Annotated in this window: 15 protein-coding genes and 1 tRNA gene; 14 read left to right on the top strand and 2 right to left on the bottom strand. The window is 75.7% G+C overall.

Going from position 1 to position 16640, the window contains the following annotated elements; genetic code table 11:
* Window positions 1-149 precede the first annotated feature (149 nt).
* Together topA and CHC04_RS17690 are read left to right on the top strand one after the other, a co-directional pair.
* Window positions 150-3065, top strand: coding sequence for a type I DNA topoisomerase (topA, locus tag CHC04_RS17695; protein WP_089405236.1), 2916 nt, complete (start codon window positions 150-152; stop codon window positions 3063-3065).
* Between the two features lie 8 nt (window positions 3066-3073).
* Window positions 3074-3835: a class I SAM-dependent methyltransferase gene (locus CHC04_RS17690; RefSeq protein ID WP_089405235.1), complete on the top strand. Its 762-nt coding sequence runs from the start codon at window positions 3074-3076 to the stop codon at window positions 3833-3835.
* On the opposite strand, the gene CHC04_RS17685 is transcribed toward CHC04_RS17690, so the two are convergent.
* On the bottom strand, window positions 3822-4616 hold the full coding sequence (locus CHC04_RS17685) for a trans-aconitate 2-methyltransferase (protein WP_089405234.1): 795 nt from the start codon (window positions 4614-4616) through the stop codon (window positions 3822-3824). The genes CHC04_RS17690 and CHC04_RS17685 overlap by 14 nt on opposite strands.
* Window positions 4617-4749: 133 nt before the next feature.
* Here CHC04_RS17685 and tmk point away from each other — a divergent pair, with 133 nt between their 5' ends.
* The 8 genes from tmk (at window position 4750) to CHC04_RS17645 (ending at window position 11667) form a co-directional block, all read left to right on the top strand.
* Window positions 4750-5373, top strand: coding sequence for a dTMP kinase (gene tmk, locus CHC04_RS17680; protein WP_245817388.1), 624 nt, complete (start codon window positions 4750-4752; stop codon window positions 5371-5373).
* Entirely contained in the window at window positions 5370-6569 is a 1200-nt protein-coding gene (locus tag CHC04_RS17675) for a DNA polymerase III subunit delta' (protein WP_089405233.1), read from the top strand. The genes tmk and CHC04_RS17675 overlap by 4 nt, the downstream gene beginning before the upstream one ends.
* A 57-nt stretch (window positions 6570-6626) precedes the next feature.
* Window positions 6627-6699: transfer RNA gene (locus CHC04_RS17670), tRNA-Thr, on the top strand.
* Between the two features lie 64 nt (window positions 6700-6763).
* Window positions 6764-7210, top strand: a complete 447-nt coding sequence (locus tag CHC04_RS17665) for a helix-turn-helix transcriptional regulator (protein ID WP_089405232.1) — start codon at window positions 6764-6766, stop codon at window positions 7208-7210.
* Window positions 7211-7215: 5 nt separating this feature from the next.
* Window positions 7216-7626, top strand: coding sequence for a VOC family protein (locus CHC04_RS17660; protein ID WP_089405303.1), 411 nt, complete (start codon window positions 7216-7218; stop codon window positions 7624-7626).
* Window positions 7627-7729: 103 nt separating this feature from the next.
* Window positions 7730-10132, top strand: coding sequence for an ATP-binding cassette domain-containing protein (locus CHC04_RS17655; RefSeq protein ID WP_089405231.1), 2403 nt, complete (start codon window positions 7730-7732; stop codon window positions 10130-10132).
* A gap of 111 nt (window positions 10133-10243) precedes the next feature.
* Window positions 10244-10894: a PilZ domain-containing protein gene (locus CHC04_RS17650; protein ID WP_176450068.1), complete on the top strand. Its 651-nt coding sequence runs from the start codon at window positions 10244-10246 to the stop codon at window positions 10892-10894.
* A gap of 23 nt (window positions 10895-10917) precedes the next feature.
* Window positions 10918-11667, top strand: coding sequence for an SAM-dependent methyltransferase (locus CHC04_RS17645; protein ID WP_089405229.1), 750 nt, complete (start codon window positions 10918-10920; stop codon window positions 11665-11667).
* Window positions 11668-11769: 102 nt separating this feature from the next.
* Here CHC04_RS17645 and CHC04_RS17640 read toward each other — a convergent pair whose 3' ends face one another.
* Window positions 11770-12261 (bottom strand): inorganic diphosphatase, encoded by a 492-nt coding sequence (locus CHC04_RS17640; protein WP_089405228.1) that lies wholly within the window; start codon window positions 12259-12261, stop codon window positions 11770-11772.
* Window positions 12262-12413: 152 nt separating this feature from the next.
* Here CHC04_RS17640 and dacB point away from each other — a divergent pair, with 152 nt between their 5' ends.
* From dacB to hpt, 4 genes are all read left to right on the top strand, one after another.
* A complete protein-coding gene (dacB, locus tag CHC04_RS17635) occupies window positions 12414-13754 on the top strand; it encodes a D-alanyl-D-alanine carboxypeptidase/D-alanyl-D-alanine endopeptidase (RefSeq protein ID WP_245817385.1) in 1341 nt (446 codons plus the stop codon).
* A 99-nt stretch (window positions 13755-13853) separates the two neighbouring features.
* Window positions 13854-14939 carry a zinc-dependent metalloprotease gene (locus CHC04_RS17630; RefSeq protein ID WP_217897429.1) on the top strand — a complete coding sequence of 362 codons (1086 nt, stop codon included), beginning with the start codon at window positions 13854-13856 and terminating at the stop codon, window positions 14937-14939.
* 11 nt (window positions 14940-14950) lie between these two features.
* Entirely contained in the window at window positions 14951-15961 is a 1011-nt protein-coding gene (gene tilS / locus CHC04_RS17625; RefSeq protein WP_089405226.1) for a tRNA lysidine(34) synthetase TilS, read from the top strand.
* Window positions 15958-16545, top strand: a complete 588-nt coding sequence (gene hpt, locus CHC04_RS17620) for a hypoxanthine phosphoribosyltransferase (protein ID WP_089405225.1) — start codon at window positions 15958-15960, stop codon at window positions 16543-16545. The genes tilS and hpt overlap by 4 nt, the downstream gene beginning before the upstream one ends.
* The last annotated feature ends 95 nt before the right edge of the window (window positions 16546-16640 follow it).

Genomic DNA, 16640 nt, shown 5'->3' with positions numbered 1-16640 from the left:
GCCGTTGGACGCGGTGACGGCGCGCCACCCGGGGTCGCCAGCCGGTCGCGTTCCGCGGTCGTGGCCTACCGTGGCCCGCCGAGGGGCGCGCCGGGTAGCCGACACCGCACCCGCACCGCCGCCCAGCGAGCACCACCGACAGGAGCACCGTGCCCACGAAGACCGCGAAGAACGGCGAGAGCGCCGGCCGCACGGCCGGCGGCACCAGCACGCCCGCCCGCCGCCGGAGCGCTGCCACCGGAGGCGGCCGTCCGCTGGTCATCGTGGAGTCGCCGACCAAGGCCGGGAAGATCGCCGGCTACCTCGGCAGCGGCTACGTCGTCGAGGCCAGCGTCGGGCACATCCGCGACCTGCCGCGCAACGCCGCCGACGTCCCGGCCGAGCACAAGGGCGCTCCCTGGGCGCGCCTCGGCGTCGACGTCGACAACTCCTTCGAGCCGCTCTACGTCATCAGCCCCGACCGCAAGCAGCAGGTCAGCCGGCTCAAGCAGCTGGTCAAGGACGCCAGCGAGGTCTACCTCGCCACCGACGAGGACCGCGAGGGCGAGGCCATCGCCTGGCACCTGGTCGACACCCTCAAGCCGCGGGTCCCGGTCCGCCGGATGGTCTTCCACGAGATCACCCCGGAGGCCATCGCCCGCGCCGTGGCCAACCCCCGCGAGCTCGACACCGCCCTGGTCGACGCGCAGGAGACCCGCCGCATCCTCGACCGCCTCTACGGCTACGAGGTCAGCCCGGTGCTGTGGAAGAAGGTCCTGCCGCGGCTCTCGGCCGGCCGGGTGCAGTCGGTGGCCACCCGCATCGTCGTCGAGCGGGAGCGGGAGCGGATGGCGTTCACCGCCGCCGACTACTGGTCCCTCGACGGCGTCTTCGCCGTCCCCGGGCAGGCCGGCGCCGACGCCGGCGAGCCGACGACGCTGCGCGCCCGGCTGGTCAGCGTCGACGACAGCCGCGTGGCCACCGGACGCGACTTCGACCCCGCCACGGGCCGGGTCACCGGCGACGTCGTCCACCTCGACGAGGCCGGCGCCCGGGGGCTGGCCGCCCGCCTCGAGGGCCGGCAGGTCAGCGTCAGCCGGGTCGACGAGAAGCCCTACCGGCGCCGTCCCTACGCGCCGTTCACCACCTCCACGCTGCAGATGGAGGCCGGCCGCAAGCTCGGCTGGTCCTCCGCGCAGGTCATGCGGGTGGCCCAGCGGTTGTACGAGAACGGCCACATCACCTACATGCGGACCGACTCGACCAACCTCTCCACCGAGGCGATCAACGCCGCCCGCACCCAGGCCCGCGAGCTCTACGGCGACGCCTACGTCCCCGCCGAGGCCCGCCGCTACAGCAAGAAGGCGAAGGGCGCGCAGGAGGCGCACGAGGCGATCCGGCCCGCCGGTGACTCCTTCCGCACCCCCGGCCAGCTCGCCGGGCAGCTCGCCCGCGACGAGTTCCGCCTCTACGAGCTGATCTGGCAGCGCACGGTCGCCTCGCAGATGGCCGACGCGGTCGGCCAGACGGTCAGCATCCGGCTGGCCGGGCGCAGCACCACCGACGAGCGGGTCGAGTTCACCGCGTCGGGGCGCACGATCACCTTCCCCGGCTTCCTGCGCGCCTACGTGGAGTCCCGCGACGAGGGCGCCGGCGCCGGCGACGACGAGCCGGGCAGCGACGACGCCGAGCGGCGCCTGCCCCGCGTCGAGCGCGGCCAGCAGCTCGACACCCGGTCGCTGGAGCCCAAGGGCCACACCACGACGCCGCCGTCGCGCTACACCGAGCCGAGCCTGGTCGCCCGGCTCGAGGAGCTCGGCATCGGCCGGCCCTCGACCTACGCGTCGATCATGCAGACCATCCAGGACCGCGGGTACGTGTGGAAGAAGGGCGCCGCACTGGTGCCCACCTTCACCGCCTTCGCGGTGGTCAACCTGCTCGAGCAGCACTTCGGGCAGCTGGTCGACTACGACTTCACCGCGTCGCTGGAGAACGAGCTCGACGAGATCGCCGCGGGGGAGCTGGGCCGGGTCGACTGGCTGACCGAGTTCTACTTCGGCGGCGAGGGCCGGCACGCCGGCGGGATCGCCGCCTCCGGTGGCCTCAAGCAGGTCATCGGCCAGCAGCTGGAGGAGATCGACGCCCGCGGCGTCAACTCCATCCCGCTGCGGGCGACCGGCCCGGACGGCGAGCCGGTCGTCGTCCGCGTGGGCCGCTACGGCCCCTACCTGCAGGCCGGCGGCGAGGACGGGCCGCGGGTCAGCCTCCCCGAGGACCTCGCGCCCGACGAGCTGACCGGCGACAAGGTCGCCGAGCTGCTCGCCGCCCCCTCCGGTGACCGGCAGCTGGGCACCGACCCCGCGACCGGTCACCCGGTGGTGGTCAAGGCCGGCCGCTACGGCCCCTACGTCACGACCGTGGTCCCCGAGGGCAGCAAGGACAGCCCCCGGACGGCGAGCCTGTTCTCGTCGATGGCCCCGGAGACGGTGACCCTCGAGGACGCGCTGCAGCTGCTCACGCTGCCGCGCACCGTGGGCACCGCGCCCGACGGCGAGGAGATCCAGGCCCTCAACGGCCGCTACGGGCCCTACCTGAAGAAGGGCAGCGACTCCCGCTCGCTGGAGAACGAGCAGCGGTTGTTCACCGTCACCCTCGACGAGGCGCTGGCGGTGTTCGCCCAGCCCAAGCAGCGGGGACGGCGGGCCGCGGCCGCGCCGCTCAAGGAGCTCGGCGCCGACCCGGTGACGCAGGGCCAGATCACCGTCCGCGAGGGGCGCTTCGGCCCCTACGTGACCGACGGCGAGACCAACGCCAGCCTGCGCAAGGGCGACGACGTCGAGACCATCTCCCTCGACCGCGCCGCCGAGCTGCTCGCCGACCGCCGTAGCCGGCCGGCCGCCACGAAGAAGAAGGCCGCCAAGAAGGCGACCAAGACGACAGCGGCCCAGAAGACCGCCGCCGCGAAGAAGACGACGGCCGAGAAGACGACGGCCGAGAAGACGACGGCCAAGAAGACGACGGCCAAGAAGACGACGGCGAGGAGGACCTCCGCGGCGAAGGCGACCGACGCCGTCCCCGCGAGCTGACCGCGGCCGTGACCGACCCGCTCGACCCCGCCGACTGGCAGCAGCGGCGGACGTCGTTCGGGGCGGTCGCGGCCGACTACGCCGCCCTGCGACCGGGCTACCCGCCCGGCGCCGTGGCCTTCCTCCTCGGGGGGTGGCCGCGGCGGGTGCTCGACCTGGGCGCCGGCACCGGCCTGCTCACCGGCGTCCTGCTCGCCGCCGGGCACGAGGTGGTCGCGGTCGACCCCTCGCCGCAGATGCTCGACCAGCTGCACGCCCGCCACCCCGGCGTGCCGGTGCACGTCGGCGGCGCGGAGGCGGTCCCGCTGCCCGACCGCAGTGTCGACGCCGTGGTCGCCGGCCAGGCCGCGCACTGGTTCGACCCGGAGCCGGCGGCCGCCGAACTGCGTCGCGTGCTGCGGCCCGGGAGCGTGGTCGGGTTCGTCTGGAACGTCCGCGACGAGCGGGTGCCGTGGGTCGCCGCGCTCGGCGCCGCGCTGGCCGCCGAGGCCCGCGGCCACGAGGCCGACCAGGGCGTCGTCGCGCGGTTCGCGCGGGCGCTGCCGGCCGACGTCGCCGACGCGGAGTTCCGCGTCGTCCAGCGGGTTCCCCCCGAGCAGGTCGTCGGCGGCATCGGCACCCGCAGCTACGTGGCCACCATGACCCCGCGGGCCCGGGCGGCGTTCCTCGGCGGCCTGCGCGACCTGCTCGCCGGCCACCCCGACACCGCCGCGCGCGACCTCCTGGAGCTGCCGTACCGGACCAACGCCTACCGGCTCACCCCGCGCTGAGCGGCCGGGAGCCCACCGCGAACACCCGCCGGAACGGCAGCACGGTGGTGCCGTCGGGCCGCGCCGGGTAGGCCTCGCGCAGGGCCGCCGCGTAGTCGGCGGTCAGCTCGGCGGCGGCGTCGTCGTCGAGCAGGGCCAGCACCGGCCGCAGCACGGTGCTGCGCACCCAGCCCAGCACCGGGTCCGTCCCGCGCAGCACGTGCAGGTAGGTGGTCTCCCAGACGTCGGCGGCCAGGCCGGCACCCACCAGCACGTCGAGGTATCCGGCCGGGTCGAGCACCGGGTCCGGCGGGGGAGCGGCGGCCGCCAGCCGCGCCGACCACCGCGGCGAGGTGCACAGGTCGGCCAGCAGCCGGTGCGTCGGCGCCCGGTGGTTGCCGGGCACCTGCACCGCCAGCCGGCCGCCCGGCGCCAGGTACCCGGCCCAGCGCACCAGCAGGCCGGCGTGACCGGGCACCCAGTGCAGGACGGCATTGCAGACGACGACGTCGACCGGCTCCCCGGGCCGCCACTCGCGGACGTCGCCGAGGGCGAAGCCGACCCGCCCGTCGACCGCGTGCGCCGCCGCGGCGGCCAGCATCTCCGGGGAGGAGTCGACGCCGGTCACCCGCGCACCGGGCCAGCGCGCCGCGAGCGAGGCGGTCAGCGCACCCTCGCCGCAGCCGAGGTCGACGACGACCCGCGGGTCGGCCGTGTCCACGCGGGCCAGCAGGTCGGCGAACGGGCGCGCCCGCTCGCCGGCGAAGCGCAGGTACGTCGCGGGGTCCCAGGCGGCGTCCACGCCGGCGACGCTAGGGCCCGTGGGAACGCGGCGGCGTCGGACCCGGCCGGTACCGTGGACCGGCCGACACCCACCCCGCCAGCCACCCCGGGAGCACCCGATCGCCGCCCATCCGCGCCTGCCCGGCCGCGGGTTGTTCGTCGCCTTCGAGGGCGGGGAGGGCACCGGCAAGTCCACCCAGGCCGGCCTGCTGTTCGACTGGTTGGGACGGCACGAGATCCCGGCGCGGCTGACCTCCGAGCCCGGCGGGACCCCACCCGGCGCGCGGATCCGCGCGCTGCTGCTCGACCCGGCCACCGGCGACCTCGCGCCGCGCGCCGAGGCGCTGCTCTACGCCGCCGACCGCGCCCACCACGTGCACGCCGTCGTCCGCCCGGCGCTGGAGGCCGGCGAGGTCGTCGTCACCGACCGCTACGTCGACAGCTCGCTGGCCTACCAGGGCGCCGGCCGCGCGCTGGCGCTGGAGGAGGTGCGCCGGCTGTCGCGGTGGGCCACCGGCGGGCTGGTGCCCGACCTCACCGTGCTGCTCGACCTGCCGCCCGAGGCGGGCCTGGCGCGGGCCCTGGGCCGCGCCGCCGCCGACCGGCTCGAGGCGGAGTCGGTCGACTTCCACGAGCGCGTCCGCGCCACCTTCCGCGCGCTGGCCGACGCCGAGCCGCACCGCTACCTGGTCCTCGACGCCGGCCGGCCCGCCGACGAGCTCACCGCCGCCGTGCGCGAGCGGGTCGCCGCCCTGCTGCCCGGGCGGGTCGCGTGACCGAGACCGCGAGGTCGCCAGGAGGCTCAGCCGCGCCGGGCGGCGTCTGGGCGCAGGTCGTCGGCCAGCCGGCCGTCGTCGCCGAGCTGCAGGCCGCCGTCGCCGACCCCGCCGCCATGACCCACGCGTGGCTGTTCACCGGCCCGCCCGGCTCGGGCCGCTCGGTCGCCGCGCGCGCCTTCGCCGCGGCGCTGCAGTGTCCCGACGGCGGCGACGGCACCTGCCACGCCTGCCGCACGGTGCTCGCCGGCACCCACGCCGACGTGCAGACCGTCGTCCCCGAGGGCCTGTCGATCGGCGTCGTCGAGGCGCGCGAGCTGGTGCGGGTGGCCGGCCGCGCGCCGTCACAGGGACGCTGGCAGGTCGTCGTCGTGGAGGACGCCGACCGCATGACCGAGCAGGCCGCCAACGCCGTCCTCAAGATGATCGAGGAGCCGCCGCCGCGCACGGTCTTCCTGCTGTGCGCGCCGAGCCTGCACCCCGAGGACGTGCCGGTCACCATCCGCTCCCGCTGCCGCGTCGTGGGCCTGCGGACGCCGCCGACCGACGCCGTCGCCGACGTGCTGGTGCGCCGCGACGGCGTCGACCCGGCGCTGGCCGCCTGGGCCGCGGCCGCGGCCGGCGGGCACGTCGGGCGGGCGCGGCACCTGGCCCAGGACGAGAGCGCCCGGCTGGTGCGCAAGGCCGTCCTGGACGTCCCGCTCTCGCTGGTCTCGCTGGCCGCCTGCTTGACCGCCGCCGACGACCTCGTCGGCGCGGCCAAGGAGGAGTCCGACCGGACCACCGCCGCCCTCGACGGCGCCGAGACCGAGGCGGTCAAGGCCAGCCTGGGCGTCGGCGCGCGGGGACCGGGGGTGGCCGCCGCCAGCCGCGGGGCCGGGCAGCTCAAGGAGCTGGAGAAGCGGCAGAAGAGCCGGGCCACCCGCATCGGCCGCGACTCCCTCGACCGGGCGCTGGTCGACCTCGCCGGCCTCTACCGCGACGCCCTCGTCCTCGCCGCCGCACCCGGCGAGTCGCTGCCGCTGGACCACCCCGACCGGCGGGCCGACGCCGAGGAGCTCGCCCGGCGCATCGGCGCGGAGGGCGCGCTGCGGCGCATCGACGCGGTGCTCGCCTGCCGGACGGCGCTGGAGCAGAACGTCAAGCCGCAGGTCGCCGTCGAGGCGCTGACCGTGGCGCTGCGCCTGCCCGCGTAGCCGCCGGGCCTGCGCGAGTGCGGGCGGACGGTGCCGTACGCTGGACGCCGCACGCCCGCCGCCTTAGCTCAGTCGGTAGAGCATCTCACTCGTAATGAGAAGGTCGTCGGTTCGATTCCGACAGGCGGCTCTCCTCCTCCTCCCGGGGTCCTCGTCCCCGGACGACGCCCGCCGGCCGTGGCACGATCCCGCCCGTGACCAGCCGGAGCGGCGACCAGCACCTGCGCGACCTCGCCCGGCTGCGCCGCGTCCGCGACCGGATCGACCGCGAGTACGCCCAGCCGCTCGACGTCGAGGCGCTCGCCCGGGGCGTGCACGTCTCCGCCGGGTACCTCAGCCGGGCGTTCCGGCGGGCCTACGGCGAGTCCCCGTACTCCTACCTGATGACCCGGCGCATCGAGCGGGCCATGGCCCTGCTGCGGCGCGGCGACGTGAGCGTCACCGACGCCTGCTTCGCGGTCGGCTGCTCGTCGCTGGGCACCTTCAGCACCCGGTTCACCGAGCTGGTCGGCATGCCGCCGAGCACCTACCGGCGCCTCGCCGCGGAGGGCACCGAGGGCCTGCCGGCGTGCGTCGCCAAGCAGGTCACCCGACCGGTCAGGAATCGAGAAGCACGGGCCGGTGCGCCGTCCCTAGCGTGACCGGCATGGACCTCACCATCCACACCACCGTCCTCCCGCACACCGACCCGGAGGCCTCCCTGGCCTTCTGGCGCGACACCCTCGGCTTCGAGGTGCGCACCGACGTCGGGCGGGGTGCGATGCGCTGGATCACCGTCGGCCCCGCCGGCCGGCCGGGGACCTCGGTCCTCCTGGCCCCGCCGGCCGTCGACCCGGGCATCACCGACGACGAGCGCCGCACCATCGCCGAGATGATGGCCAAGGGCACCTACGGCTGGATCCTGCTGGCCACCGAGGACCTCGACGGCACCTTCGACCGGCTGCAGGCCGGCGACGCCGAGGTCGTCCAGGAGCCCACCGAGCAGCCCTACGGCGTCCGCGACTGCGCCTTCCGGGACCCCGCCGGCAACCTCGTCCGCATCCAGCAGACCGGCTGAGCCCCCCGTCAGCCGGACGGGCGTCGTGCCGTTCCGGTCGTCACCCCCGGCAGGTAGACAACGAGGGCGCCGACGACGGCGGCGCCCACCGGACGGAGACACGATGAGCACCGCCACCAGCGACGGCACGGGGACCCGCACGCAGGGAGCCACCGGGCACCCGGCCGACGTGCACGACCTCATCCGCGTGCACGGCGCCCGCGAGAACAACCTCAAGGACGTCAGCGTCGACATCCCCAAGCGCCGGCTCACGGCCTTCACCGGCGTCTCCGGCTCGGGCAAGAGCTCGCTGGTGTTCAGCACGATCGCCGCGGAGTCCCAGCGGCTGATCAACGAGACCTACAGCGCCTTCCTGCAGGGCTTCATGCCGTCGCTGTCGCGGCCCGACGTCGACCTCCTGGAGGGGCTGACGACGGCGATCATCGTCGACCAGGAGCGGATGGGCGCCAACCCGCGCTCCACCGTCGGCACGGCCACCGACGCCAACGCGATGCTGCGCATCCTCTTCAGCCGCCTCGGGCAGCCGCACATCGGCCCGCCGACCGCGTTCGCGTTCAACGTGCCGACCCGCAGGGCGAGCGGGGTCATGAGCACCGAGAAGGGCGGCCGGGTCGAGAAGAACGTGGTGCGCGAGGCCGTCTACCAGGGCGGCATGTGCCCGCGGTGCGAGGGCATGGGCTCGGTCAACGACATCGACCTCACCGCCCTCTACGACGACGCGAAGTCGCTGAACGACGGCGCCCTGACCATCCCCGGCTACAGCATGGACGGCTGGTACGGCCGCCTCTTCCTGGGCGCCGGCCTGGACATGGACAAACCGATCCGCGAGTACACGGAGAAGGAGATGGACACGCTCCTGTACGCGGAGCCGGTCAAGATCAAGGTCGAGGGCATCAACCTCACCTACGAGGGCGTGATCCCGCGGATCCAGAAGTCGATGCTGTCCAAGGACGTCGAGGCGATGCAGCCGCACGTCCGGCGCTTCGTGGAGCGGGCGGTGACGTTCACCACCTGCCCCGACTGCGACGGCACGCGGCTGAGCGCGGAGGCGCGGTCCTCGCTGATCCGGGGCAAGAGCATCGCCGACGTCTGCGCCCTGCAGATCACCGACCTCGCCGACTGGGTGCGGGAGCTCGACGAGCCCTCGGTCGCCCCGCTGCTGGCCGGGCTGCAGCACCTGCTCAACTCCTTCGCCACCATCGGCCTGGGATACCTCTCCCTCGACCGGCCCGCGGGCACCCTCTCCGGCGGCGAGGCGCAGCGCACCAAGATGATCCGCCACCTGGGCTCCTCGCTCACCGACGTCACCTACGTCTTCGACGAGCCCACCATCGGCCTGCACCCGCACGACATCGAGCGGATGAACCGGCTGCTGCTGCAGCTGCGGGACAAGGGCAACACCGTGCTGGTCGTCGAGCACAAGCCCGAGGCGATCGCCATCGCCGACCACGTCGTCGACCTCGGCCCCCGGGCCGGCGCGGGCGGCGGCCAGGTCGTGTTCCAGGGCACCGTCGAGCAGCTGCGGGCCAGCGGCACCCTCACCGGGCGGCACCTCGACGACCGGGCCTCGGTCAAGCCGGCGGTGCGCACCCCCACCGGGGCGCTGCAGGTGCGCGGCGCCCGCACGAACAACCTGCAGGGGGTCGACGTCGACATCCCGCTCGGCGTGCTCGTCGTCCTCACCGGGGTGGCCGGCTCGGGCAAGAGCTCTCTCGTCCACGGCTCGATCGCCGGACGGGAGGGCGTGGTGACCATCGACCAGAGCGCCATCCGCGGCTCCCGGCGCAGCAACCCGGCCACCTACACCGGCCTGCTCGAGCCGATCCGCAAGGCCTTCGCCAAGGCCAACGGCGTCAAGCCCGCGCTGTTCAGCGCCAACTCCGAGGGCGCCTGCCCGGCCTGCAACGGCGCCGGCGTCGTCTACACCGAGCTGGGCGTCATGGCCACCGTCGAGTCCACCTGCGAGGCGTGCGAGGGCCGGCGGTTCCAGCCGGCGGTGCTGGAGTACACGCTGGGCGGCCGGGACATCGCCGAGGTGCTGGCGATGTCGGTGGCCGAGGCCGAGGAGTTCTTCGGCTCCGGCGAGGCCCGCACGCCGGCCGCGCACGCCGTCCTCGCCCGCCTCGCCGACGTCGGGCTCGGCTACCTCACCATCGGCCAGCCGCTCACGACCCTGTCCGGCGGGGAGCGGCAGCGGCTCAAGCTGGCCACCCACATGGGCGAGAAGGGCGGCGTCTACGTCCTCGACGAGCCGACCACCGGCCTGCACCTGGCCGACGTGGAGAACCTGCTCGCGCTGCTCGACCGCCTCGTCGACTCCGGCACGTCGGTCGTCGTCATCGAGCACCACCAGGCGGTCATGGCGCACGCGGACTGGATCGTCGACCTCGGCCCGGGCGCCGGCCACGACGGCGGCCGGGTGGTCTTCGAGGGCACCCCGGCCGACCTCGTCGCCGCCCGCTCCACCCTCACCGGCGAGCACCTGGCCGCATACGTCGGCGGCTGAGACCGGATTCCTGCGCCGCCCGGCTGCACATCCGGCCCCTCCGTGCCGATGCCTGTCCCCAGGACCGCAGCGCAGGACGAGGACCGGAACCCGGGAGACGGAGGACCGAGCATGACGACGCCGGGAGTGGACCACCCCGAGGAGAAGGCGGTGCTCGACGTCAAGGCCAGCAGCCGCGCCGACGTCCTGACCAGCTTCGTGGAGCGGGTGTCGGGCTCCGAGCTCGTGGTCAGCGTGGGCGAGGACGCGCAGAAGCGGCGCGTGCGGCTGGACACCGGCGAGCACCTGGAGCTCATCTGGCGCGGACCCGAGGAGCTGCGGTCCCTGCCCGCGGAGCTCGTCGAGGTGGTCGCCGGGGACTCGCCGACCTGGCGGCTGAAGATCGTCGGCCCGGCGTCCCGCGGGCAGCGGCGCAACGCCGTCCGCGCCCCGATGTCGGTGCCGATCGAGCTGGCCGTGGGGGAGCGGGTCCTGCCCGGGACCACCGTCGACCTCAGCGAGGGCGGCACGCGCTGCCTGCTGACCGGCAAGCCCGGCGCGGAGCGGCCGGAGATCGAGGTCGGCGCCGTGCACCCCGTCGTCGTCGACCTCGACGGGGACCGCCTGGCCGCCAAGGCCGAGGTGATCCGCCGCCACCCCCGCGAGGACCACCACACCGAGCTGTCGCTGCGGTTCGTGGGCCTCGGCGAGCGGCGTGAGGACGCCATCCGGCGCCGCGTCTTCGCCGAGCTGCGTGACCTGCGCTCCCGCGGCCTGATCTGATCCCGGCGTGATCTGATCCCGGCGTGGATCGAGCCCGACTCAGCGCCGTCGCGCACCGCTGGCACCCCGTCGCCGCCCCCGTCTCCGACGAGGCCCTGACCCGGCTGGTCGGCCGGCTGGCCCCGCCCGGCCACGCCGGTCGCGCCCTCGACCTCGGGTGCGGGCCCGGCTCGTGGCTGCTGGCGCTGCTGGCCGCACACCCGGCGATGGTGGGCGTCGGGGTCGACACCTCCACGCCCGCGCTGGACGCCGCGCGCGACGGGGCGGCGATGGCCGGCCTGGTCGGCCGCGTCGCGTTCGTCGAGGCCGACGCCGCGACCTGGGAGGGCGAGCCGGCCGACGTCGTCCTGTGCGTCGGCGCCGCGCACGCCTTCGGCGGCACCGCCGGGGCGCTGGCGGCCGTGCGCGGCCACCTGCGTCCCGGCGGGCGCGTGCTGTTCGGGGACGGGTTCTGGGAGGCCGGCCCGAGCGAGGCGGCGCTGGCGGGCCTCGGCGCCGAGCCCGACGAGCTGCCCGACCTGCCCGGCCTGCTGGCCGAGGTGACCCGGGCCGGCTTCGAGCCCGGCTACGGCCACGTCAGCACCCTCGCCGAGTGGGACGAGTACGAGTGGTGCTGGACCGGCGCGGTCACCGAGTGGGCACTGACCGAGGCGCCGGCCGGCGAGCGCGAGGAGGCGCTGGCGGCCGCGCGCACGCACCGGCGGCAGTGGCTGGAGGGCTACCGCGGCGAGCTGGGTTTCCTGACCGCCGTGCTGCACGACACCCGCCGCTGAGGACCGGGCCCCGGCACGGCGACGGCGGCGCACCCGCCGGGGCGCGCCGCCGTCGTCGTCCGTCGTGCTCGGCCGTCCGGCCCGGGGCCGGACGGGTGCGGCTCAGTGGCCGCCGGTCTCCAGGGCCCGCTTGATCGAGGCCTCGATCTCGGCCTCGGCATCGGCACGGCCCACCCAGTTCGCACCCTCCACCGACTTGCCCGGCTCGAGGTCCTTGTAGGTCTCGAAGAAGTGCTGGATCTCCAGGCGGTCGAACTCCGACACGTCGGTGATGTCCTGGAGGTGGGCCATGCGGGGGTCGGTCGCCGGGACGGTGAGCACCTTGTCGTCGCCACCGGCCTCGTCGGTCATCCGGAACATGCCGATGGCCCGGCAGGTGATCAGGCACCCGGGGAAGGTCGGCTCGTCGAGGATCACCAGGGCGTCGAGGGGGTCGCCGTCCAGACCGAGGGTGTTCTCGATGTACCCGTAGTCGGCCGGGTACCGGGTCGAGGTGAACAGCATCCGGTCGAGCCGGATGCGCCCGGTGGCGTGGTCCAGCTCGTACTTGTTCCGCTGGCCCTTGGGGATCTCTACCGTCACGTCGAACTGCACGCCAGCTAGTGTGGCGCACCGGTACCAGGTCCACCGGCGCAGGGCGTCCGGGGGGCCTCTTCCGGGGGGAGCGCACCATCACGCCGAGTGGGTCCTCGACCGTCACGCCCAGCTACCGGCGGCTGCGCCGACGGCTCCTGATCGGCCTGCTGGTGCTGGTCCTCGTGGCCGCGGCCGCCGTCGGGGCGGTCCTGTCCCTCGGCGGGGACGACGGCACGGCCACCGCCGATCCCGCCGCCCCCTCCGCCCGGCTGCCCCAGATCGGCGACCCCGCGCCGGTGCTCGCCTCGCTGTCGTCGGAGGCACCGGTCCCCGACCCCGCCGCCCTCACCGCGACGCTGCGTCCCCTGCTGGCCGCGCCCGTGTTCGGCGGCGGCCTGTCGGCCGAGGTCGTCGACGTCGCGACTGGCGAGGTCCTGCTCGACGACGGCGCCGACCGGCCGGTCACGCCCGCCTCCACGGCCAAGCTGCTGACCGCCGTCGCCGCGCTGACCACCCTCGACCCCGACGACACGCTCGAGACCACCGTCGTCGCCGGCAGCGCGCCCGGCGAGGTGGTGCTCGTCGGTGGCGGGGACCCCACCCTGTCGACCACCGCGCCGTCGGTGGACTACCCCGGCGCGGCCACCGTGGCCGACCTCGCAGCAGGGGTGCAGGCCGCCCTCCCGCCGGGCACCGCCGTCAGCCGCGTCGTCGTCGACAACTCGCTGTTCGAGGGCCCGCTGACCGCCGAGGGCTGGGGCCCCGAGGACGCGCCGTCGACCTACGCCTCGCCGGTCACCGCCACCGCCGTCGACGGCGCCCGCGTCGTGCCGGGCGAGGACCCCCGCAGCGGCGCCCCCGGCACCGACGCCGGCCGCGCCCTGGCCACCGCGCTCGGCGCGCCCGGGGCGGTGGTCGAACTCGGCACGGCCCCGGAGGACGCGCGGACGCTGGCCACCGTCTCGTCCGCGCCGGTCGCCCGCCTGGTCGAGCAGGCGCTGTCGCAGTCGGACAACCTGCTGGCCGAGTCGCTGGCCCGCCACGTGGCCCTCGCCCGCGACCTGCCGGCGACCTTCGACGGCGCGGCGCAGGGGGTCACCGCGGCCCTGGGCGACGCCGGTGTCGACGTCTCCGGCGTGGAGATGCACGACGGCAGCGGCCTGTCCCGGCTGGACCGGCTGCCCCTGGCCGTCCTCACCGACCTGGTCGCCGGAGCCGCCGACGGGTCGATCCAGGGCGCCTCGGCGGTGGTCTCGGGCCTGGCGGTGGCCGGCTACGACGGCACCCTGGCCGACCGCGGCGACGACGACCCCGCCACCGCGCCGGGCGCGGTCCGCGGCAAGACCGGCACGCTGCTCGGTGTCCACGGCCTGGCCGGCACCGTGGTCACCGCCGACGGCCGGCTGCTGGCCTACGCGCTGGTGGCCAACGGCACCGTCGGCGGCGGCCTGCCCGAGGAGGCCGCGCTCGACGACGTGGCCGCCGCGCTCGCCGCCTGCGGCTGCCGCTGACCCCCGCGTGGTGACGGGCTGGAACGGCCCTCCTGCAGGGGCCCGTCCCGAGCCTGCGAGGGACGGGGGGCAGGAGGGTCCTTCAAGTACGGTGAGGCGATGACGAGCAGCTCACTGGTCGACTGGGAGCTCGCCGGGCGCACCGCCCGCCGGCTGTCGGGGCAGGGTCCGGAGACCACCCGCGAGGAGGCCACCGCCGTCGTCCGGGAGCTGCACCAGGCCGCCGCGGCCGCCGTCGCGCACGTGGAGGGGCTGACCGGGCTGCACCCCGTCGAGGGCGGCCCGGTGCCGGAGGTGGCCGTCGTCGACCGGCCCGGCTGGATCGACGCCAACACCAGCGGCATGGCCGCGCTCATGGACCCGCTGGTGACCGCGCTCGCCGAGCGGCAGGAGAGCCGCCCCGGGCCGCTGGCCACCGCCATCGGCTCCCGCGCCACCGGCGTGCAGGCCGGCGCCCTGCTGGCCTTCCTCTCCTCGCGGGTGCTCGGCCAGTACGAGGTCTTCGGCACCGGTGGCCGGCTGCTGCTCGTCGCGCCCAACATCGTCGACGCCGAGCGCAAGCTCGGCGTCGACCCCGCGGACTTCCGCCTGTGGGTCTGCCTGCACGAGGTCACCCACCAGCTGCAGTTCACCGCCTTCCCGTGGCTGACCACCCACCTCGAGGGGCAGATCGCCGAGTTCGTCGACGCCACCGACCTCAGCCCCGACGCGCTGCGCGACCGGCTCACCGACCTGCTGCACGGGCTCACCGACGCCGTCCGCGGCGGGGACGACGACGGCGGCGGGCAGGGCCTCATGGCGCTGGTGCGCGATCCCGCGCAGCGCGCCGTGCTCGACCGGGTGACCGCGGTGATGAGCCTGGTCGAGGGCCACGCCGAGTACGTCATGGACGGGGTCGGCCCCGACGTCGTCCCGTCGGTGCGCACGCTGCGCAAGCGCTTCGCCCAGCGCCGCAAGGGCCGCGGGCCGCTGGACCGCGCGCTGCGCCGGCTGCTCGGGCTGGAGCAGAAGATGAAGCAGTACGCCGACGGGCGGCACTTCGTCGGCGGCGTCGTCGACCTGGTGGGCATGGACGGTTTCAACCGGGTGTGGACCGGCCCGGAGACCCTGCCGCTGGTCGAGGAGCTCACCGACCCCGCCCGGTGGGTCGAGCGGGTGCACGGCCGCCCCGCCGTGACCGTCTGAGCCGTCCCGGGGTGGGCGGCCCGCACCCGGCGGTCGCGCACGTGCGCAGCGCCGTCCGGCCCGGGCTGCGCTCCTCCGCCCGGCCGGTGCTGGTCGCCGTGAGCGGGGGAGCGGACTCCCTCGCGCTGGCCGCCGCGGTGGCGTTCGAGGCACCGCGCGCCGGGGTGCCGGCCGGGGCGGTCACCGTCGACCACGGCCTGCAGCCCGGCTCGGCGGAGCGCGCCGCGTCGACGGCGGAGCTGCTGCGCGGCCTGGGCCTGGACCCGGTGCGGGTGGTCGCCGTCGACGTCGGCACCGGCGGGGGACCGGAGGCCGCGGCCCGCACCGCCCGCCACGCCGCGCTGTCGGCCGAGGCCGCCGCGCACGGCGCCCGCGTCGCGCTCGGCCACACCCTCGACGACCAGGCCGAGACGGTGCTGCTCGGCCTGGGCCGCGGCTCGGGCCCGCGCTCGGTCGCCGGCATGGTCGCCGACCGCCCGCCGTGGTGGCGGCCGCTGCTGGGGGTCCGCCGCGCCACCACCCGAGCGGCGTGCACGGCGCTCGGCCTGCCGGTCTGGGACGACCCGTGGAACACCGACCCGGCCCTGCGGCGCGCCCGGCTGCGCGCCGAGGTGCTGCCGCTGCTCGAGGACGTTCTCGGCGGCGGCGTCGCCCCCGCCCTCGCCCGGACCGCGGACCTGCTGCGGGAGGACCTCGACGCCCTCGACGCGCTGGCCGCCGGGCACCTCGCCCGCCTGGCCGACCCCGCGGGCCTGCCCGCGGCCGGCCTCGCCGCGCTGCCGGCCGCGCTGCGCCGGCGGGTGCTGCGCGGCTGGCTGCGCGACGGCGGGGTCCCGGACCTGCAGGCGGTGCACCTGACCGCCGTCGACGCGCTCGTGGCGGCCTGGCGCGGCCAGGGACCGGTGACCCTCCCCGGCGGTGCGGAGGCGCTCCGGGCGTCTGGCAGGCTGGTGCTGCGGCCCGCCGGCTCCCCGGGCGGGAGGGCCGGTTCGGCACCCGATCCGGAGGAGCAACGCACATGAGCGAGACCGCGTCGGCCTCTGCGCTGCTGGGGCCCGACCACGGCTACGGCCCCGACATCGACCACGTGCTGCTCTCCGAGGAGCAGATCCAGGCCAAGATCGGTGAGCTCGCCGACCAGGTCGCGCGCGACTACGCCGGCCGCGAGGTCCTGCTGGTCGGCGTCCTCAAGGGCGCGGTGCTGTTCATGAGCGACTTCGCCCGGGCGCTGCGGCTGCCCACGCAGATGGAGTTCATGGCCGTCTCCTCCTACGGCAGCGCCACCAGCTCCTCGGGCGTGGTGCGCATCCTCAAGGACCTCGACCGCGACATCAGCGACCGGCACGTGCTGGTCCTCGAGGACATCATCGACAGCGGGCTGACCCTGTCGTGGCTGCTGAAGAACCTGGGCAGCCGCCGGCCGGCGTCCCTGGAGGTCTGCACGCTGCTGCGCAAGCCCGACGCGATCAAGGTCGAGGTGCCGGTGCGCTACGTGGGCTTCGACATCCCCAACGAGTTCGTCGTCGGCTACGGGCTGGACTACGCCGAGCGCTACCGCGACCTGCCCTACATCGGCACCCTGAAGCCCGAGGTCTACACGCACTGACGCCCCGCGCCCGCTCCTCCCGAGGGGTGACCGGGCGGCGTCCGTGCAGCTCGCACACAGGGGACGCACAGCCGTCCCGGTGTACCGTCGAGGCC

Source organism: Geodermatophilus saharensis (assembly GCF_900188205.1).
Taxonomy (GTDB): Bacteria; Actinomycetota; Actinomycetes; order Mycobacteriales; family Geodermatophilaceae; genus Geodermatophilus; species Geodermatophilus saharensis.
This window is presented reverse-complemented; position numbering and strand designations above follow the sequence as displayed.

Excerpts from the sequence above, each read along its gene's own strand:
- CHC04_RS17650 (WP_176450068.1), top strand. The coding sequence starts at position 10,244 with ATGACGACGCCGGGAGTGGACCACCCCGAGGAGAAGGCGGTGCTCGAC.
- CHC04_RS17660 (WP_089405303.1), top strand. The coding sequence starts at position 7,216 with ATGGACCTCACCATCCACACCACCGTCCTCCCGCACACCGACCCGGAG.
- CHC04_RS17655 (WP_089405231.1), top strand. The coding sequence starts at position 7,730 with ATGAGCACCGCCACCAGCGACGGCACGGGGACCCGCACGCAGGGAGCC.
- CHC04_RS17630 (WP_217897429.1), top strand. The coding sequence starts at position 13,854 with ATGACGAGCAGCTCACTGGTCGACTGGGAGCTCGCCGGGCGCACCGCC.
- hpt (WP_089405225.1), top strand. The coding sequence starts at position 15,958 with ATGAGCGAGACCGCGTCGGCCTCTGCGCTGCTGGGGCCCGACCACGGC.